This window comes from Actinomycetospora sp. NBRC 106375 (assembly GCF_030269665.1).
Classification (GTDB): Bacteria; Actinomycetota; Actinomycetes; order Mycobacteriales; family Pseudonocardiaceae; genus Actinomycetospora.
This window is the reverse complement of sequence record NZ_BSTS01000003.1, coordinates 241,148-259,446: the sequence shown is the minus strand read 5'-3', so window position 1 is coordinate 259,446 and position 18,299 is coordinate 241,148. Positions and strand designations below refer to the sequence as shown.

General features: G+C 75.1%; 17 protein-coding genes. 5 read left to right on the top strand and 12 right to left on the bottom strand.

Annotated elements, in window-relative coordinates; all coding sequences use genetic code 11:
• Positions 1 to 58: 58 nt before the first annotated feature.
• Positions 59 to 451, bottom strand: coding sequence for a DUF3037 domain-containing protein (locus QSK03_RS06995; protein ID WP_285649747.1), 393 nt, complete (start codon positions 449 to 451; stop codon positions 59 to 61).
• Positions 448 to 1,182 carry a HipA family kinase gene (locus QSK03_RS06990; protein ID WP_285649745.1) on the bottom strand — a complete coding sequence of 245 codons (735 nt, stop codon included), beginning with the start codon at positions 1,180 to 1,182 and terminating at the stop codon, positions 448 to 450. Before QSK03_RS06990 ends, QSK03_RS06995 begins: the two co-directional genes overlap by 4 nt.
• A gap of 43 nt (positions 1,183 to 1,225) precedes the next feature.
• On the opposite strand from QSK03_RS06990, the gene QSK03_RS06985 reads away from it, so the two are divergent.
• Positions 1,226 to 1,978: an endonuclease/exonuclease/phosphatase family protein gene (locus QSK03_RS06985; RefSeq protein ID WP_285649743.1), complete on the top strand. Its 753-nt coding sequence runs from the start codon at positions 1,226 to 1,228 to the stop codon at positions 1,976 to 1,978.
• An 86-nt stretch (positions 1,979 to 2,064) separates the two neighbouring features.
• Here the strand turns inward: QSK03_RS06985 and QSK03_RS06980 are convergent, their stop codons facing one another.
• The 3 genes from QSK03_RS06980 to QSK03_RS06970 form a co-directional block, all read right to left on the bottom strand.
• Positions 2,065 to 4,920 carry a vitamin B12-dependent ribonucleotide reductase gene (locus tag QSK03_RS06980; protein WP_285649740.1) on the bottom strand — a complete coding sequence of 952 codons (2,856 nt, stop codon included), beginning with the start codon at positions 4,918 to 4,920 and terminating at the stop codon, positions 2,065 to 2,067.
• A gap of 83 nt (positions 4,921 to 5,003) precedes the next feature.
• Entirely contained in the window at positions 5,004 to 5,537 is a 534-nt protein-coding gene (nrdR, locus tag QSK03_RS06975) for a transcriptional regulator NrdR (RefSeq protein WP_285649738.1), read from the bottom strand.
• 582 nt (positions 5,538 to 6,119) lie between these two features.
• Complete coding sequence (locus QSK03_RS06970) at positions 6,120 to 6,719, bottom strand: hypothetical protein (RefSeq protein ID WP_285649736.1); 600 nt, start codon at positions 6,717 to 6,719, stop codon at positions 6,120 to 6,122.
• A gap of 268 nt (positions 6,720 to 6,987) precedes the next feature.
• Here QSK03_RS06970 and lexA point away from each other — a divergent pair, with 268 nt between their 5' ends.
• Entirely contained in the window at positions 6,988 to 7,698 is a 711-nt protein-coding gene (gene lexA, locus QSK03_RS06965; protein WP_285650078.1) for a transcriptional repressor LexA, read from the top strand.
• Here the strand turns inward: lexA and QSK03_RS06960 are convergent.
• From QSK03_RS06960 to dapF, 5 genes are all read right to left on the bottom strand, one after another.
• On the bottom strand, positions 7,629 to 7,922 hold the full coding sequence (locus QSK03_RS06960) for a hypothetical protein (protein WP_285649735.1): 294 nt from the start codon (positions 7,920 to 7,922) through the stop codon (positions 7,629 to 7,631). The two genes, lexA and QSK03_RS06960, sit on opposite strands and share 70 nt — an antisense overlap.
• A gap of 64 nt (positions 7,923 to 7,986) precedes the next feature.
• Positions 7,987 to 8,406: a LysR family transcriptional regulator gene (locus QSK03_RS06955; protein ID WP_285649733.1), complete on the bottom strand. Its 420-nt coding sequence runs from the start codon at positions 8,404 to 8,406 to the stop codon at positions 7,987 to 7,989.
• Positions 8,407 to 8,601: 195 nt separating this feature from the next.
• Positions 8,602 to 9,573 (bottom strand): hypothetical protein, encoded by a 972-nt coding sequence (locus QSK03_RS06950; RefSeq protein WP_285649731.1) that lies wholly within the window; start codon positions 9,571 to 9,573, stop codon positions 8,602 to 8,604.
• A gap of 23 nt (positions 9,574 to 9,596) precedes the next feature.
• Positions 9,597 to 11,123, bottom strand: a complete 1,527-nt coding sequence (hflX, locus tag QSK03_RS06945) for a GTPase HflX (RefSeq protein WP_285649729.1) — start codon at positions 11,121 to 11,123, stop codon at positions 9,597 to 9,599.
• A gap of 91 nt (positions 11,124 to 11,214) precedes the next feature.
• Positions 11,215 to 12,066 carry a diaminopimelate epimerase gene (dapF, locus tag QSK03_RS06940; RefSeq protein WP_285650077.1) on the bottom strand — a complete coding sequence of 284 codons (852 nt, stop codon included), beginning with the start codon at positions 12,064 to 12,066 and terminating at the stop codon, positions 11,215 to 11,217.
• Between the two features lie 107 nt (positions 12,067 to 12,173).
• Here dapF and QSK03_RS06935 point away from each other — a divergent pair, with 107 nt between their 5' ends.
• Both QSK03_RS06935 and QSK03_RS06930 read left to right on the top strand, forming a co-directional pair.
• Complete coding sequence (locus QSK03_RS06935) at positions 12,174 to 12,797, top strand: acyl-CoA-like ligand-binding transcription factor (RefSeq protein ID WP_285649727.1); 624 nt, start codon at positions 12,174 to 12,176, stop codon at positions 12,795 to 12,797.
• Between the two features lie 59 nt (positions 12,798 to 12,856).
• Positions 12,857 to 14,812: an MDR family MFS transporter gene (locus QSK03_RS06930; RefSeq protein WP_285649725.1), complete on the top strand. Its 1,956-nt coding sequence runs from the start codon at positions 12,857 to 12,859 to the stop codon at positions 14,810 to 14,812.
• Positions 14,813 to 14,957: 145 nt separating this feature from the next.
• Here QSK03_RS06930 and miaA read toward each other — a convergent pair whose 3' ends face one another.
• Both miaA and QSK03_RS06920 read right to left on the bottom strand, forming a co-directional pair.
• Complete coding sequence (miaA, locus tag QSK03_RS06925; RefSeq protein ID WP_285649723.1) at positions 14,958 to 15,893, bottom strand: tRNA (adenosine(37)-N6)-dimethylallyltransferase MiaA; 936 nt, start codon at positions 15,891 to 15,893, stop codon at positions 14,958 to 14,960.
• Positions 15,890 to 16,612: a class III extradiol ring-cleavage dioxygenase family protein gene (locus tag QSK03_RS06920; RefSeq protein ID WP_285649721.1), complete on the bottom strand. Its 723-nt coding sequence runs from the start codon at positions 16,610 to 16,612 to the stop codon at positions 15,890 to 15,892. Before QSK03_RS06920 ends, miaA begins: the two co-directional genes overlap by 4 nt.
• Before the next feature lie 151 nt (positions 16,613 to 16,763).
• On the opposite strand from QSK03_RS06920, the gene QSK03_RS06915 reads away from it, so the two are divergent.
• The gene (locus QSK03_RS06915) at positions 16,764 to 18,293 is read left to right on the top strand and encodes a DUF349 domain-containing protein (protein ID WP_285649720.1); all 1,530 of its coding nucleotides are present in this window, start codon (positions 16,764 to 16,766) and stop codon (positions 18,291 to 18,293) included.
• Positions 18,294 to 18,299: the final 6 nt, after the last annotated feature.

Sequence of the window (18,299 nt, the reverse complement as noted above, 5' to 3'; positions counted from 1 at the left end):
ACGGCCGAGCACCGGGCGGAGTCCCCGCTGCGGTGCACCGGGGAAACGGCGGACCGATTCAGGAGGTCGGGCGGACCAGGCGGGTGACCAGCCGTTCGATCTCCGCCTCCGGGTCCGCGGTGAGACCCGTGTGCACCGGGCCGGGCTGCAGGACGGTGCTGCGCGGCGCGGTCAGCCACCGGAACCGCTCGCCCGGCGAGAGCACCGCGGCCGGCCCCTCGCCCTGGACCGCGCGCTCCCAGGCGTCGAGGGCGTCCCGGAGAGCGTCGAGGTCGGTGTGCGGGTCGAGCGCGCGGACGCGGTCGACGTCGAGGGCGATGCGCGCCGCGACGTGCTCGCGGTGCCGGCAGTAGAGCAGCACGCCGACGTTGACCAGCTCGCCGCGCTCGATGTCGGGCACGACGCGCAGCAGGGCGTACTCGAAGGTGTCCCGGTCCGTCTCCCGGCTCATCCCGGCACCCACGCCTCTCGCTCGGCGAGCCGGGCCAGGAGGTGCTCGACGTAGTCGGCGCGCTGGGTGCCGTCGTCGAGCCACTCGTCCGGGACGAGCGCGACGACCTCGGTCAGCAGCGCCCGGTCGATCCGCGCCGCGAGCTCGCCGTCGGCCTCGGCGCGGGCGGTCGCGACCGGGGCCAGCACGTGGTCGGCGAGGTCGTAGGGGCGGGCGACGACCGCGGCCGCGCGGGCCCAGCTGTGGTGGAAGTACAGGCAGGCGCCGTGGTCGATCAGCCACAGCTCGCGGTGCCAGCGCAACAGGTTGGGGTTGCGCCAGGAGCGGTCGACGTTCTCGACGAAGGCGTCGAACCACAGGACCCGGGACGCCTCGAGCGGGTCGACGGCGTGCGCGACCGGGTCGAAGCCGATCGCGCCGGGCAGGAAGTCCATGCCGAGGTTGGCCCCGCCGCTGCGGGCGAGGAGCTCCTGGACCTCCCAGTCCGGCTCCGCGCGGGCGATGACGGGGTCGAGGTCGAGCACCACCAGCTCGGGCACCCGCAGCCCGAGCCGCCGGGCCAGCTCCCCGGCGACGACCTCGGCGACCAGCGCCTTCGGTCCCTGCCCCGCGCCGGTGAACTTGGCGACGTACGTGCCGAGGTCGTCGGCCTCGACGAGCCCCGGGAGCGAACCGCCCTCACGGAGCGGGGTGACGTACCGGGTGGCGGTCACCCGGCGCAGTGCGGACACCCGGTCATCCTGCCCGGTCGCCCACCGGGCAACCTTGGGGGTCGTGCGCCTCGGGACCTGGAACGTGCTGCACGGCGCCGCGACCGCCGACGGACCGGTCGACGGCGACCGCTTCGCCGACGCGGTCGCCGGCCTCGACGTCGACGTCCTCGGGCTCCAGGAGGTCGACCGGGCCCAGCCGCGGTCCGGCGGCCTCGACCTCACCGCGGTCGCCGCCGAGGCGATGGGCGCGGTCGAGCACCGGTTCGTGCCGACCCTGCACGGCGTGCCCGAGGCGTGGACGCCGGAGAACGGGGCAGGGAGCGCGCCGGCCTACGGCATCGCGCTGCTCTCGCGTCTCCCCGTCGTCGACTGGCGGGTGGTGACACTGCCGCGGCTGCCCCGCGACGTGCCCCTGGTGCTCGGGCATCCCCGCCGCCTCGTGGTGGTGCGCGACGAGCCCCGCACGGCCGTCGCCGCCCGCGTCGTCGGTCCCCACGGGCCGGTGACGGTGGTGACCACGCACCTGTCGTTCATCCCGGGCTGGAACCTCGTCCAGCTGCGCCACCTCGCCCGCAGCCTGCGCACCGAGGACCCGCTCGTGCTCACCGGCGACCTCAACCTCGGCGTGCGGCGTGCCCGCCTCGTCGGTGGCCTGACCGGGCTCGTCAGCGGGCGCACCTTCCCCGCCGACGCTCCCCGCCGCCAGATCGACCACCTGCTGGGCCGTGGTGTCGTCGCCTCCGCCCCACGCGTGCACCGCCCGCCGCTGTCGGACCACCGGGCGCTCTCGGCGACGGTCGTCCCCACGGCCTGATCCGGTCGCTGTCACCACCGGGGGCGCCCGGAGCCGGACGGGGCTCCGGGCGCCCCGGCGGTGCCGGGGAGCGGATCAGGGGTGTGTCAGCTGCAGCCGCTGGTGGAGCCGCAGCCCTCGCAGACGTAGCAGGAGCCGGCCGGACGCATCTTCGTGCCGCAGGTCAGGCACAGCGGCGCGTCGGCCGCCTTGCCCTGCTGCAGCTCGAGCAGCTCGGTGGAGCTGCCGACCGAGACATCGGCCTTGCGCTGTGCCGGGCTGCGCTCCTCGGTCTCCGAGGTCGACACCTCCAGCGAGGTGCGCAGCGAGTCGACGTCGACCGCCGGCTCGGCCGCCGGCGCCGCGGGGGCCGCCGTGCCGTAGTCGGTGGCCGCGACCTGGGCCGAGCGCTCGTCCGCGGAGAAGATGCCGAGCTGGGCCCGCTTCTCGTAGGGCAGGTGGTCGAGCGCGATGCGGCGGAACAGGTAGTCGACGACGCTGGTGGCCATGCGGACGTCGGGGTCGTCGGTCATACCGGCGGGCTCGAAGCGCATGTTGACGAACTTCGAGACGTAGGTCTCCAGCGGCACCCCGTACTGCAGCGCGATGGAGATCGACATCGAGAAGGCGTCCATCACGCCGGCGAGCGTCGAGCCCTGCTTCGACATCTTGACGAAGATCTCGCCGAGACCGTCGTCGGGGTACGAGCCCGCCGTCATGTAGCCCTCGGCGCCCGCGACCGTGAACGACACCGTCTCGCTCGGGCGCTTCTTCGGCAGGCGCTTGCGCACCGGGCGCTGCTCGACGACCGCGGGCGCCGCCTCGGCGGTCTTCTCCGCGGTCGAGGTCTTGCCCGTGGACAGCGGCTGGCCGACCTTGCAGTTGTCGCGGTAGATCGCGAGCGCCTTGAGCCCCAGCTTCCAGGACTCGAAGTAGATCTCCTCGACGTCCTCGACGGACGCCTGCTCGGGCATGTTGACCGTCTTGGAGATCGCGCCGGAGATGAACGGCTGGACCGCGGCCATCATGCGCACGTGGCCCATCGGTGCGATCGAGCGCTGGCCCATCGCGCAGTCGAACACCTCGTAGTGCTCGGGGCGCAGGCCCGGGGCGTCGACGACGTGGCCGTGCTCGGCGATGTACTCGACGATCGCCTCGCTCTGCTCGGCCTGGTAGCCCAGCAGGTCGAGCGCGCGCGGGATGGTCTGGTTGACGATCTGCATCGAGCCGCCGCCGACCAGCTTCTTGAACTTGACCAGCGAGAAGTCCGGCTCCACCCCGGTGGTGTCGCAGTCCATCATGAAGCCGATCGTCCCGGTGGGGGCGAGCACGCTGGCCTGCGCGTTGCGCCAGCCGTCCTTCGACCCGATCTCGAGACCCGTCTGCCACTGCCGCGTGGCCGCGTCGCGGATGCGGCCGTCCTCGCGGTGCATCGTGCGGATGGCGTCGTTGGCCGCGGCGTGCTTGCGCATGACCCGGCGGTGCGCGTCGGCGTTGCGGGCGTAGCCGTCGTACGGCGCGACGGCGCCGGCGAGCTCCGCGGAGCGGCGGTAGGCGGTGCCCGTCATCAGCGAGGTGATCGACGCCGCGAGGGCGCGGCCGCCCTCGGAGTCGTACGCCCGGCCGGTGGCCATCAGCAGCGCGCCGAGGTTGGCGTAGCCGATGCCGAGCTGGCGGAACGCGCGGGTGGTGTCGCCGATCGCCTCGGTGGGGAAGTCGGCGAAGCAGATCGAGATGTCCATCGCGGTGATGACCAGCTCGACCGAGCGCACGAAGTCGTCGACCCGGAAGGTGTTGTCGTCGTCGAGGAACTTCATGAGGTTCAGCGACGCGAGGTTGCAGCTGGAGTTGTCCAGGTGCAGGTACTCCGAGCACGGGTTGGACGCGGTGATGCGCCCGGACTCCGGCGACGTGTGCCAGTCGTTGATCGTGTCGTCGTACTGCAGCCCCGGGTCGGCGCACTCCCACGCGGCCTCGGCCATGCTGCGGAAGAGCTGCTTCGCGTCGACGGTGTCGATGACCCCGCCCGTCATCCGCGCGCGCAGCCCGAACTCCGAGCCGGACTGGACGGCGCGCATGAACTCGTCGGAGACGCGCACCGAGTTGTTGGCGTTCTGGTACTGCACCGAGGCGATGTCGCTGCCGCCGAGGTCCATGTCGAACCCGGCGTCGCGCAGCACGCGGATCTTGCGCTCCTCGTCGCGCTTGGTGGCGACGAACTCGGCGACGTCGGGGTGGTCCACGTCGAGGACGACCATCTTCGCCGCGCGCCGGGTGGCGCCGCCGGACTTGATGGTGCCGGCCGAGGCGTCGGCGCCGCGCATGAACGACACCGGGCCCGAGGCGGTGCCGCCCGAGGACAGCAGCTCCTTCGACGAGCGGATGCGCGAGAGGTTGAGACCGGCGCCGGAGCCGCCCTTGAAGATCAGGCCTTCCTCGCGGTACCAGTTGAGGATCGACTCCATCGTGTCGTCGACCGACAGGATGAAGCAGGCGCTGACCTGCTGCGGCGAGCTCGTGCCGACGTTGAACCAGACCGGCGAGTTGAAGCTGAAGTACTGGTGCAGCAGCATCCAGGTCAGCTCGTGGGAGAAGACCTCGGCGTCCTCGGGCGTCGCGAAGTAGCCGTGGTGCGTGCCCGAGCCGGTGTACGTGCCCACCACCCGGTCGATCAGCTGGCGCAGGCTCGACTCGCGCGCCTCGGTGCCGAGGGCGCCGCGGAAGTACTTGCTGGTGACGATGTTGACGGCGTTGACCGACCAGGCCTGCGGGAACTCGACACCGCGCTGCTCGAAGTTGATCGAACCGTCGCGCCAGTTCGTCATCACCACGTCACGGCGCTCCCACACGACCTCGTCGTACGGGTGGACGCCCGGGGTGGTGTGGACACGCTCGATGGTCAGGCCCCGCCGCGGCGCGGCGGTGTCCGACTCCCCGGACGTGGTGCCGACGGTCTCCGTCATCCGTGTCATCCCTCTACTCGTCGTTCCGCGACGGTCCGGCGGCGCTTCCCCACGCTCCGACCCGTCACCCGTGTCCCCGACTGTCAGTCCCCGGCCCGTGCCCCGACGGTGTCCGCCGCCGGTTCTCCCGCAGTGTCGCCCGCACCCCCGACAGCGCCGTCGACCGAGCCGTCCCGCGAACCGCGCAGGTCGGCGATCTCGGCCTCGAAGTCGGCGACGCACGAGAAGTTCCGGTAGACGCTCGCGAAGCGCAGGTAGGCCACCTCGTCCAGCTCCCGCAGCGGGCCGAGGATCGCCATGCCGACCTCCTGGCTGGGCACCTCGGCGGTGCCCCCGGCCCGGACGGTCTCCTCGACCTTGTGCGCGAGCTGCGCCAGGGCGTCCGGGTCGACCGGGCGTCCCTGGCAGGCCCGTGCCACGCCGCGCACGACCTTGTCGCGGCTGAACGGCTCGGTGACCCCGCTGCGCTTGAGCACGGCGAGCACCGGCTCCTCGACGGTGGTGAACCGCTTCCCGCACGACGAGCACGACCGGCGTCGCCGGATCGCCTGACCCTCGTCGGCCTCGCGCGAGTCGACCACGCGGGAGTCGGTGTGCCGACAGAACGGACAGCGCATGCGGACTCCTCCTCCCCCGTGGGCGCCCCGACCGGAGTTGTCCCCACCCACGCGTGGACCGTGCCCGGATTCCCCGCCGCCCTGGGGACGGATTGGGGATCGCCGGGCCCGGTCCGTGGATCGGGCGCCCCCGCCGGTGGAGCACCACCGCCGTTCCGGTGGAAAGCCCTGTGGAGAGCCGTCCGACCGGTGTGCACAAGCTGTGGACTAACTACACCAGTGTAACCACTAGATGTTGGGGTGGGACGGTAGCGACGCGCGGACACGCCGCGCAAGCCACCGGACCGTTGCCGGACACCCGGGCGCCGAGCGGACGTCACCCGTGGATCAGCGGATCTCCGTGGGGACCAGGGAGACGGGCGGTGCCCGAGTGGGTGGACACGGAGCACCGGCAGCGGCGCGGACCGGACAGCGGGGGGCGCCGCGCGCCTCGCGGGGCACGACGCCGGCCGCCGGGAACGGCGTGGCGGAGGGGGTCGGAGACCACGGATCGGGTGACGAGATGCCGCGACGGGGCGGCCGATCGTCATCGGATCGGCGATCTCCGCGAGCCTCCGGCGCCGGCCGGGGCGGACCCGGGCCTCACCCGGCGAGGGACGAGGACCCCGGGACCACGAGCGGGCGGCCCGGCACGACGGCGGACCCCTCGAGCCCGTTGAGCTCGCGGATCCGAGTCACGACGGCCTCGGTGTCGGCACCCGGGGCGACACGGCCGGCCACGTCGTCGAGCGACTCGCCGGCACCGACGACCGCCACGGAGGTGCCCGCCGGCACGGGAGTGGTGGGCGCCGCGGCGTCGGGCACGACGAGGCCGACGAGCACCCCGACCAGCACCCCCAGCAGGACCCCGAGGACCACGACGGCGGCGACACGACGGCGCCGCAGCACCGCCGGCGGCGCGACCGCGGGCGCGGCGACCGGGGCGTGCGCGCCACCGCCCGCGACCCGGGGGCGGACCGGGGGCAGCGCCGCCGGGGACCGCCGGCCGGCGGGGCGCACCGACCCGCGCGTCTCCTCCGGCCGCGCGGGCCGCGACCCGGCGGGCTGCGGGCGGGTCGCGGGACGGACGCCTGGGACGGCCCCCGCGACGGCGCCCGTGGCACCGGCCGAGGTCGCGCCGAAGGGGCCCTCCTCGCGCGGACCCGGCACCTCGACGTCGCAGCGGCTCGTCCCGACGGACATGGTCGACCTCCTCGGCTCGCACACGCGTTCGATCGAACGCGTGTGCGATGTCTAGCATCGACCCCCGACAACGTCGACGGATCGCTCGGCGTGTCGTTCGAACACGTGTTTGATCCCGTCGGTCCGCGGCGCTAACTTCGCTGCTCGAGACCCCTGCGGGCGTGCCGCCCGCCGGGACGGAAGGACACGACCGTCGGAAGGACACACGGCCATGGCACGCACGCCCCAGGGCCCGGACGGCCCCGAGGAGCCCGGGGTCCGGGCCGAGATGGCCGACGCCGTCGTCCCCGCCCGGGTGCACCCGTTCCCGGAGCCGGCCGACGCCGACGCCTCCCCCGGGCTCACGCCCCGCCAGCGCAAGGTCCTCGAGGTCATCCGCGACCACGTCGAGCGCAACGGCTACCCGCCGAGCGTCCGTGAGATCGGGGACGCGGTCGGGCTGACGTCCACGTCGTCGGTGGCCCACCAGATGCGCACCCTCGAGAAGAAGGGCTACCTGCGGCGCGACCCCAACCGTCCGCGCGCCCTGGACGTCCGCCTCCCCGAGGAGCTCGAGGGCGCCGAGGCGGCGGACCACACCGAGGAGCTCCGCGCCGACCGGCCCGCGCCCACCTTCGTGCCGGTCGTCGGGCGCATCGCCGCCGGTGGCCCGATCCTCGCCGAGCAGGCCGTCGAGGAGGTCTTCCCGCTGCCCCGCGAGCTCGTCGGCGAAGGGTCGCTGTTCCTCCTGCGTGTCGCCGGCGACTCGATGGTCGACGCCGCGATCACCGACGGCGACTGGGTGGTGGTGCGCCAGCAGCCGGTCGCCGACAACGGCGAGATCGTCGCCGCGATGATCGAGGGCGAGGCGACGGTCAAGACGTTCAAGCGCAAGGACGGGCGGGTCTGGCTGCTGCCCCACAACCCCGACTACGAGCCCATCCCGGGCGAGGACGCCACGGTGCTCGGCAAGGTCGTCGCGGTCCTGCGCCGCCTCTGACGCACGGCGTCGCGCACCCCGGTCGCCACCACCAGGGCCGCACCGGCGAGCACCGCCAGCAGGACGAGGACGCCCGCCGCCCACGCCGCCGACCCGCCCTGCGAGGCCAGCACCCCGCCGGCGAGCACGACCGGGGCGAGCAGCGACGGCAGGGCCCGTCGCACCGCTACTCCGAGCGCGGGCGACGGATCGCGGCGGGCATCGGGCCGGGGTGAGCGCTCCACGCGGTCGAGCGTCGCCCTCTCGGCCCGCCCGCACCATGCGCGATCGCGGAACCCTGCCTTCGGCTCAGACAGAGGCAGCCGCCTGCCGCAGGTGCTCGGCGAGGTCGTCCACGCCGGGACCGGGGCGGGCCCCGCGGCGCAGCACGAGCGTGCGCCGGGCGAAGGGCTCCGCCAGCTCGCAGACCGCGAGGCCCCGCGCCGGGTCGACGGTGTGGCGCGGCACGACGGCGAGGCCCACGCCGGCCGCGACCAGGTCGACGACGGTGCCGAGGTCGACCGCGCGGCCCCGGTAGCGGGCGACCGGCGTGGGACGGACCCCGCGGCGCCCGCGCACGAGCAGGTCGACCCCGGCGTGGTGCTCGAGCGCCCGGAGGCGCGCGCTGGCCGACGGCAGGCTCAGGTGCAGCCGCGCCGCACCCGCGGTGATCGACCCCTCGGCGACGACGGCACCGAACAGGCGCAGGTCGAGCACGTCGTACCGCACGCGATGAGGCTACGTCGCACGCAGAGCCAGAAGAGGACGAGCCACCCGGGGTCGAGATCAGGAGCGCGCAGTGCACCGTCGCGGGACGTGAGGGGTGCACACAGCGCTCGTGATCTCCGTTCCCGCGGGGACGAGCGCCCGCGAGCGGGGACTTTGCGCGCAGAGAAGCAGCGAGCAGCCGGTTCGCTGCGACACCTACCGGCGCCGGCGACGCACCAGGACCACGACGGCGAGGAGCGCGGCGACCGCGACGGCGGCGGCGAGGACGACACCGATGCTCGCGAGCGGTTCGGGCAGCCCCGCGCGGTCGGAGGCCGGCGCCGGGCCCGCCGACGGCGTCGCCGCGGTCGGCGCGCCGTCGACCAGCGCCGTCGCCCCGGGGATCGCGTGCAGCGGCGCGGGCGCCTCCCCGGCGGGCGTCTCCCCCGTCGCCAGCAGCATGCCGTCGGGCGCGAAGGCCAGCGCCTCGCCCTGGGCCTCGGCGGGCAGCGGGACCCGCACGGGCGCGGTGCGCAGGGCGGCGACGACGTCCTCCGCGGTGCCCGTGCCCCGCGGCGCCGGGTAGAGCCAGGCGTCGGTGTAGGTGCGCAGCGCGACGACGCGCCCGTCGGCCGAGAGGGCGCCGCCGGTGAAGGTGCCCGCACCCAGGGCGGTCATCGCCTCCCCGGGCACGACGACCTCGCCCGCCTGCCGCAGGGTCGACCCGTCGGCGACGTAGACCCCGCTGCGCCCGCTGAGGTCCTTGGTGACGACGACGGGGCGGCCGTCGGCCGGCACGAGCAGCGACTCGGCGTCGTGCGGGCCGTCGGTGTAGGTCAGGCGCTCGACGGTCTCCGCTCCGGAGCCGTCGAGGCGCAGCACCGCGACGGTGTCCCGCCGGCGCCCGTTGTCGCCGACGTCGGCGAGCCAGAGGGTGCCGTCGAGAGTGCGGGCGAGGTCCTCCACGTCGCGGCCCCGGTGGGGCACGGCGCGCTCCCCGACCACGGCGCAGCGGTCGTCGAGCCGGTACACGGTGCTGGGGTTGCCGCTGTCGTTGACGACCTCGTAGCCGCCCGCCGGGTCCGCGACGAGGCCCGACGCCTCCGCGAGACGGTCGTCGGCCAGCACACACCGCACCATCGGGTCGGCCGCCGCGACCCCCGGGAGCCCGAGGACCCCGACGAGCACGAGCAGGACGAGCGCGACCTGCCTCAGGGCACGCGCGCGGGGTCGACGGCCGCGGCGCGCAGCGCGGCGGCGAGCTCCTCGGAGACGCGGGCGTGCAGCGCGGTGCCCTCGGCGGTGTGGCGCTCGGCGAGCACCTCGCCCTCCGCGTGGGCGCGGGCGACGAGGGCGCCGTCGGTGTAGCCCAGGAGCACCTCGAGCTCGACGTCGGGGTGCGGCAGCTGCTCGGCCAGACGGACGCGGAGCCGGTTCAGCCCCTCACCGGTCCGCGCCGACACGAACACCGCGCCGGGCAGGGCGCCGCGCAGCTCGGCGAGCGCCATCGGCTCGGCCGCGTCGACCTTGTTGACCACGAGCAGCTCCTGCGGCGCCGGCGAGTCGAGCCCGCCGATCACCTCGCGGACCGCGGCGATCTGGTCCTGCGCCGACGGGTCGGAGCCGTCGACGACGTGGAGCAGGAGGTCGGCGTCGGCGACCTCCTCCAGCGTCGAGCGGAACGCGTCGACGAGCTGGTGGGGCAGGTGGCGCACGAAGCCGACCGTGTCGGTGAGCGTGACCTCGCGCCCGTCCTCGGTCTCCCAGCGCCGCGTGGTCGGGTCGAGGGTCGCGAACAGCGCGTCCTGGACCAGCACCCCGGCGTCGGTGATGGCGTTGAGCAGGCTCGACTTGCCGGCGTTGGTGTAGCCCGCGATCGCGACCGACGGGACGGCGCGGCTCTGGCGGCGCCCCCGCTTGGTCTCGCGGACCGTCGACATCGCCTCGATCTCCCGCCGCAGCTTGGCGATGCGGCGGTGGATCCGGCGGCGGTCGGTCTCGAGCTTGGTCTCACCGGGACCGCGGGTGCCGACGCCGCCGCCGCCCGCGCCGCCACCGCCGCCGGCGCCGCCGCCCTGCCGGGACAGCGACTCGCCCCAGCCGCGCAGGCGCGGGAGGAAGTAGCGCAGCTGCGCGAGCTCGACCTGGGCCTTGCCCTCCTTGGAGCGGGCGTGCTGGGCGAAGATGTCGAGGATCAGGGCGGTGCGGTCGACGACCTTGACCTTGAGCTTCTCCTCGAGCTGGCGCAGCTGCCCGGGCGAGAGCTCACCGTCGGCGATCACGGTGTCGGCGCCGGTGGCCTGCACGGTCTCGCGGAGCTCGACGACCTTGCCCGAGCCGACGAACGTGCCCGGGTCGGGCGTCTGCCGGCGCTGGACGAGTCCGTCGAGCACCTCGGACCCCGCCGTCTCGGCCAGGCGCGCGAGCTCGACGAGCGAGGCCTCCGCCTCCCGCGACGTGCCCTCGGTCCAGACACCGATGAGCACGACGCGCTCGAGGCGCAGCTGCCGGTACTCGACCTCGGTGACGTCGGTGAGCTCGGTGGACGAGCCGGTGAGACCCGGGACGCGCCGCAACGACGAGCGCTCCTCGAGGTCGAGCGCCCCGCCGGTGGGCTCGACCGACTCGTCGGGCGCGGCCGCTCCGGTGTCGAGCCGGATGTCGCTGCTGCGATCGCGGCGGCCCGTGGGGGCGTGCGGCGTCGCGGTGCGGGGGGCCTGCGGTGCGGGTTCTGTCATGTTGCCGCCCATGGTTCCACGACGGGCAACGCGAAAACCACCTCGACGCGGGAGACGGCGCGCAGCGGGATCTCGACCCGTCGATCCGGCCTCAGCGCGCCGCGGGGACGGGCGCGCCCCACGTGCCGTGGGCCACGAGCTCGGCCGGACCGGTGAGCGTGGTGGTGGCGCCGTCCACGCCGACGACGAGCACGCCGCCCGGGGTGTGGACCGTGACGGTGCCGGTGCCCCGGCCCTCGGCCTGCAGCGCGGCGACGGCGCCCGCCACGGTCCCGGTACCGCAGGAACGGGTCTCGCCCGAGCCGCGCTCGTGCACGCGCAGGTGCACGGCCCCGTCGACCAGGGGCGTCAGCACCTCGACGTTGACGCCGTGCGGGAACAGCGCCCCGTCGTGGCGGGGCGGGCGGGCGAGGTCGAGGTCGTCGAGGGTGCCGGCGAGGTCGGCGGGCAGGACGCACGCGAGGTGCGGGTTCCCGACGTCGACCGCGACGCCGGCCATCTCGAGCGTGTCGACCACGGCGCGCGAGGCGGGCCCTAGGAGCGCCGGCCCCATGTCGACGGTGACCGGGCCCTCGTGGTCGACGGTGACCCACCGGGTGCCGGCGCGGGTGGCGACGGGATGGGTGCCCGGCGCGACGAGGCCCGCGACCACGAGGTGACGGGCGAAGACCCGCACGCCGTTGCCGCACATCTCGGCCAGTGACCCGTCGGCGTTGCGGTAGTCCATGAACCACGTGGCCTCGCCGCCGCCCACCCCGGCGGCGATCGCGGCGGGCGCGTCGGTGCGCACCACACGCAGCACGCCGTCGGCACCGATGCCGCGGCGGCGGTGGCACAGCGCGCGCACCAGGTCCTCGCCGAGGTCGATCTCGCCGTCGGGGTCGGTGAGCACGACGAAGTCGTTCTCGGTGCCGTGCCCCTTGACGAACTCCACGCCACCCAGCGTAGCGACGGCGTCCCTCCCGCCCGCGCACGACCGCCTGCGTGATCTGCAAAACAACGCGCTCCGCAAAAATGCACTCACTGCAAGATCGGCGTAGAGTTCAGGGCGTGACCACGGGACTGCGCGAGCGCAAGAAGCTGCAGACGCGGCACGCGCTCGGCGCGGCCGCCCTCGAGCTGGCGGTCGCGCACGGCCTCGCCGAGGTGACCGTCGAGCAGATCGCCGAGGCCGCCGACGTCTCGCCCCGCACGTTCTTCAACTACTTCTCCTCCAAGGAGGAGGCGATCGTCGCCGCGGACGTCGAGCGCGCCCGCCTCATGGGCGAGCGCCTCGCGGCACGGCCGGCGGACGAGCCCGTCCTGGCGTCGGTCCGGGCCGTCGTGCGCGAGATGGTCGCGGGCGCCGGCGACCGGCAGCGCGAGTGGATCCGCCAGGTCCGCCTCGTGCGCGCCAACCCGACGCTCGTGCCCCACCAGCTCGCGGCCTACGCGACCATCGAGCTGCACCTCGCGCAGGTCATCGCCGAGCGCACCGGGCTCGACGCGCACGACCTCTACCCCGCCGTGACCGCCGCGGCCGTCATGTCCGCGACGCGGGCCGCGACCACCCGCTGGCTCGCCGCGGACGGGCGCGCCGACCTCACCGCCTGCCTCGACGAGGCGCTCGACCTGCTGGCCCACGGTCTGGAGAACCCGCCGGTCCCGGGCCACGCGTCGCCGCGGGCGCCCTGACGGCCACGTCCCGCGCACCGCCCACCACCCACGCCGCTCCCCTCCCGGAGAACACGCTCATGTCCGCACCCGCGACGTCCGCCCCCGCGACGTCCGCACCCGACGCCACGCCGGCCACCCGACACGTGCTCGTCGCGCTGTCGGGCCTGCTCATGGCCCTGTTCGTCGCGATCCTGTCGTCGACGATCGTGTCGAACGCGCTGCCGCGGATCCTCGCCGACCTCGGCGGGACCCAGGCGCAGTACACGTGGGTCGTCACCGCCTCGCTGCTGGCGATGACCGCCTCGACGCCGATCTGGGGCAAGCTCGCCGACCTCTTCTCGAAGAAGCTGCTCGTCCAGATCGCGATCACGCTGTTCATCGTCGGGTCGATGCTCTGCGGCCTGACCACGGGCACCGCCGAGCTCATCGGCTTCCGCGTCATCCAGGGCCTCGGCATGGGCGGGCTGATGGCGCTGGCCCAGGTCGTGATCGCGGCGATCATCCCGCCGCGCGAGCGCGGCCGGTACTCCGGCTACCTCGGCGCGATCATGGCCGTCGCGACGGTCGGCGGCCCGCTGATCGGCGGCGTCATCGTCGACACCATCGGCTGGCGCTGGTGCTTCTACGTCACCGTGCCGATCGCCGTCGTGGCACTCGTCGTGCTGCAGCGCACGCTGACGGTGCCCACGGTCAAGCGCGAGGTGCACATCGACTACCTCGGCGCGATCCTCATCGCCGCGGGCGTCTCCGCGCTGCTCATCTGGACCTCGCTGGCCGGCCACCAGTTCGCCTGGGGCTCCTGGACCTCCGTGGCCATCGTCGGCGGCGGCGTCCTCGCCCTCGTCGCGGCCGTGGTCGTCGAGTCGAAGGTGCGCGAGCCGATCGTGCCGCTGCACCTCTTCCGCAACCCGACCGTCGCGCTCGCCACGGTCGCCGGGCTGTTCGTCGGCGTCGCGATGTTCGGCTCCACGGTCTACCTGAGCCAGTTCTTCCAGCTCGCCCGCGGCGCCACGGCCACCGAGGCCGGCCTGCTGACCCTGCCGATGATCGCCGGGCTCTTCCTGTCCTCGACGATCGTCGGGCAGCTGATCACCCGCTACGGCCGCTGGAAGCCCTACCTCGTCGGCGGCGGCATCCTGCTCACCCTCGGCCTGCTCGGCGAGGGCCTGTTCGTCAGCGCGACCGTGCCCTACGGGCTGCTCGCGGTGTTCATGGCGATGGTCGGCATCGGGGTCGGGTCGACCCAGCAGAACCTCGTGCTCGCCGTGCAGAACCAGGTCGCGATGAGCGAGATGGGCGCGGCCAGCTCGACCGTCGCGTTCTTCCGGTCGCTCGGCGGCGCCGCCGGTGTGGCCGCCCTGGGCGCGCTGCTCAGTTCGCAGGTCAGCACGAAGATCAGCGAGGGCCTCACCGCCCTGGGCGTCCCGGCCTCGGCGACGGGGGCCTCCGGCCAGATCCCGAACCTCGCCACGCTGCCGGCCCCGATCCGGTCGGTGATCGAGAACGCGTACGGCGACTCCGTCGCCCTGCTGTTCCTGTCGGCGGCGCCGCTGGCGCTCATCGCGCTGGTCGCGATCCTCTTCCTGCGCGAGGTGCCGCTGCGCCGCACGATCGACGTCGAGGAGACGGCGACGGTCCCGGCGGAGCCCGCCGCGGAGAGCACCGTGCACGACACCGAGACCGGACTGGTCACCGCGCCCGTGCCCGCGGCGCGCCCGATCCTGTCCGGGACCGTGCGCCACGCCGGCGAACCCGCGGCGAAGGCCGTCCTGACGATGGTCGACGCCGACGGCCGCCAGCTCGGCCGCGCCGTCGCGGGACGGGACGGGAGCTACGCGGTGTACGCCGCCGCGGCCGGGAGCCCGCACCTCCTGGTCGTCCAGTGGCGCGGCACCCCGCACGTCGAGGCGCTCGGCGGGGCCACCGGGCCCCAGCACCGCGACATCGTGCTCACCCCCGCCCCCGCGGACCGGCCCACCACCTGCCGGCACGCCCTCGACGCGCCGACGGTGACGATGGGCGCGCAGCGGTAGCTCGGGCGGACGTCGTTCCTGAACGAGGGGCACCTTCGGTCGGCTGGATCGACCGGAGGTGCCCCTCGCTCGTTACCGGGACGCCGACCCTGGATTCCGGCCGGGGCGCCCGTCGCCCATCTCTGCGATCGAGGGTGCCCTTCGCTCAGCCCACGGGTGTTCGCCACGCCGCCAGCACCGCCGCGACGAGGTCGTCGGCGCCGGCGTCGACCCAGCGCACGCGATCGTCGCGGCGGAACCACGAGCGCTGCCGGCGCACCAGCCGCCGGGTGGCGACGACCGTGCGTCGGCGTGCCTCCCCGAGGTCGATCCCGCCGTCGAGGTGCTCGAGGACCTCGCGGTACCCCACGGCGCGTGACGCCGTGGCGCCGTCACGGAGACCGCGGGCCGCGAGGGCGCGCACCTCGTCCACCAGCCCGGCGGAGAGCATGCCGTCGACGCGCCGCGCGATCCGCTCGTCGAGCACCGCGGTGTCGCGGTCGAGCCCGATCAGCACCGCGTCGTGCCGCGGCCGGCCGGGGCGGGGCAGGCTCGCGGCGAAGGGCCGGCCGGTGAGCTCGACGACCTCGAGGGCCCGGACGATGCGCCGCCCGTTGCTCGCGAGGATGTCGCGGGCGGCGTCGGGATCCCGGGTGGCGAGGCGGGCGTGCATCGCCGCCGGCCCGACCTCGGCCAGCTCGCCGTCGAGGCGGGCGCGCAGGGTCGGGTCGGTGCCGGGGAAGTCGAGGTCGTCGAGCACGGCCTGCACGTAGAGCCCCGACCCGCCGACCACCAGCGCGACCCGCCCGCGCTCCCGGATCGCCGCGACCGCCGCACGGGCGTCGCGCTGGTAGGCCGCGACGGTGGCGGTGTCGGCGACGTCGAGGACGTCGAGCAGGTGGTGCGCCACGCCGCGGCGGGCGTCGGGCGGGAGCTTGGCGGTGCCGACATCCATCCCGCGGTAGAGCTGCATGGCGTCGGCGTTGACGACCTCCGCCCCGACGCCGAACCGGCCCAGCTCCGCGGCGACGTCGAGCGCGAGGTCGGACTTGCCGGTCGCCGTCGGCCCGAGCAGGGCGATCGGGCGAGCGGCTGGGGTCATGGCCCGGAGGATCCCAGCTCCCACACCGCCACGTGGTACGCGACCCCGTACGGCGCCGAGGAGTGCTCCAGGCGGGTCGCCGCCGGGTGGGGCACCGCCCCGGCCAGCACCTGCCACGGCACGCGCCCGGCCGCGAGCAGCTCGTCGGACAGGCCCGGGTCCAGGCCGGCGAGCGCGGCGGCGTCCCCGGTCGCGAGGGCGTCGGCGACGCCGCGGTCGTAGCCCTCGGCGCGCTCGTCGAACGCCCCCGGCGCCCGGGCGGTGTGGGTCGCCGCGCCGTCGCCCAGCACGAGCAGGACGTCGGCGCCGTCGGACTGCGCGAGCTCCTCCCCCGCCTTCCGGGCGTCGTCGGGGCCGGTCGTGTCGGCGAGGACGTGGGCCTCGATCCGCACCCGCTCGCCGGCCGGCCCGGCCTGGGCCCGCAGCCAGCCGGCCACGAGCACGGGCAGCGGGAGCTCCGGGTCGAGCGTCGCGGCCTCCGGCCCGAGCGCGACGCGGACGTCGGCGCCGTACCCGGCGAAGGTGCCCCGGGTGTCCGGGGTGTGGGTCGACGCCTCCGGCGCGGCGCCCACCGCGAGCCACCGGTCGCCGACGCCCGCGAGACCGGTGGCGACGCCGCGGCACGCCGCGCGCAGGGCCGCCGTCTCGGCCGCCGCCGTGCCCGCGAGCTCGGCCACGAGCAGGGGCGGATGGGGCACCACCGCCGCCGTCAGGATCACTGGACCGAGGCTATCCGGGGCCGCCCGCACCGGCATGCGGGCGAGCGCTCCGCCACGCCTCCCCGCTGTCGCACCGGGGGAAGGGAGTTCCTGCACGGTCGGCCGACCTGCTTGAATGCCCGGACCGTAGGAGCGGGAGGTGTCGGGGCCGATGACCGACGAGCAGGCTGCGGGGGCCGCCGACGGTGCCGTGGCCGACCAGCCCGACCAGCCCGACCAGCCCGACCACGCGTCGGCGCCGGACGGTCAGGCGACGGCGCCCGCGGTCCCGGCTGCTCAGACCGCTCCCGCGCCCCCGACGACCCCGACGACCCCGACACCCCCGACGACCCCGACACCTCCGTCCACCTCGCCACCTCCGACCACGCCGACGACCCCGGGCCCCGCTCCCGACGTCGCGGGCGGCGAGGACACCGCCCCGGCGGGCGCGTCCGGCGCGACCCCGCCGTCGTTCCCCACCGTCACGTCCGCGGCCACCGATCCCGGGCGCTGGGGGCGCGTCGACGACGACGGCACGGTCTGGGTCCGCACGGCCGACGGCGAGCGTTCCGTCGGCTCCTGGCAGGCCGGTGACGCCCAGGAGGGGCTGGCCCACTTCGCGGTGCGCTTCGACGACCTGCGCACCGAGGTCGACCTGCTCGTCCGGCGCCTGAGCTCGGGCCGCGGCGACGCCCGCTCGACCCTGCGCAGCGCGACCGCCCTGCGCGAGCGCCTCGCCGACGCCGCGGTGGTCGGCGACGTCGTCGGCCTCGGCGGGCGCCTGGACGCCGTCGTCACGGCGGCCGAGCAGGCCGAGGAGACCGAGCGCGCGGCCCGCGCCGGCGCCCGCGACGACGCGGTCGCGCGCAAGGAAGCCCTGATCGCCGAGGCCGAGGCGCTGGCCGAGGAGACCACGCGCTGGAAGCACGCGGGCGACCGCTTCTCGTCGATGATCGAGGAGTGGAAGGCGGTCAAGGGGATCGACCGCAAGACCGACGACGCGCTGTGGAAGCGCTTCTCCCGCGCCCGCGAGACCTTCGCCCGCCGCCGGGGCGCGCACTTCGCCGAGCTCGACCGGGCCCGCACCGCGGCCAAGGCGCGCAAGGAGGAGCTGGTCACCGAGGCCGAGTCGCTCGTCGACTCCGACGACTGGGGACCCACCGCCGGGCGCTACAAGGAACTGATGGTCGAGTGGAAGGCCGCCGGCCGCACGAGCAAGGACGCCGACGACGCCCTGTGGGCGCGGTTCCGCGGCGCGCAGGACACGTTCTTCTCCCGTCGCTCGGAGGCGTTCTCGGCCCGGGACGCGGAGTTCGTCGCCAACGCGCGCGCCAAGGAGGAGCTCCTCGTCGAGGCCGGGCGCATCGACCTCGCCGACGTCGACGCCGCGCGCGCCGCCCTGCGCGACGTCCAGGAGCGCTGGGACGCGATCGGCAAGGTGCCGCGCGAGCGGGTCCGCGAGTTCTCGACCCGTCTCAAGGAGGTCGAGGACCGCGTCCGGGCCGCGGTCGACCGCCGCTGGCAGACCGCCGACCCGGAGACCGAGGCGCGCGTCGGCCAGTTCCGCAGCCGGGTCGAGCAGTACGAGGCGCAGGCCGCGAAGGCCCACGCCGCGGGCGACCACCGCCGCGCGCAGGAGGCCGAGCGCCAGGCCGCGCAGTGGCGGGAGTGGCTCGCCGCGGCCGAGCAGGCGGCGCGCTGAGGGCGC

Coding starts and splice junctions, on each gene's coding strand:
- QSK03_RS06995 (WP_285649747.1), bottom strand. CDS start 451: ATGAGCCGGGAGACGGACCGGGACACCTTCGAGTACGCCCTGCTGCGC.
- QSK03_RS06980 (WP_285649740.1), bottom strand. CDS start 4,920: ATGACGGAGACCGTCGGCACCACGTCCGGGGAGTCGGACACCGCCGCG.
- nrdR (WP_285649738.1), bottom strand. CDS start 5,537: ATGCGCTGTCCGTTCTGTCGGCACACCGACTCCCGCGTGGTCGACTCG.
- QSK03_RS06970 (WP_285649736.1), bottom strand. CDS start 6,719: ATGTCCGTCGGGACGAGCCGCTGCGACGTCGAGGTGCCGGGTCCGCGC.
- lexA (WP_285650078.1), top strand. CDS start 6,988: ATGGCCGACGCCGTCGTCCCCGCCCGGGTGCACCCGTTCCCGGAGCCG.
- hflX (WP_285649729.1), bottom strand. CDS start 11,123: ATGACAGAACCCGCACCGCAGGCCCCCCGCACCGCGACGCCGCACGCC.
- QSK03_RS06930 (WP_285649725.1), top strand. CDS start 12,857: ATGTCCGCACCCGCGACGTCCGCCCCCGCGACGTCCGCACCCGACGCC.
- miaA (WP_285649723.1), bottom strand. CDS start 15,893: ATGACCCCAGCCGCTCGCCCGATCGCCCTGCTCGGGCCGACGGCGACC.
- QSK03_RS06915 (WP_285649720.1), top strand. CDS start 16,764: ATGACCGACGAGCAGGCTGCGGGGGCCGCCGACGGTGCCGTGGCCGAC.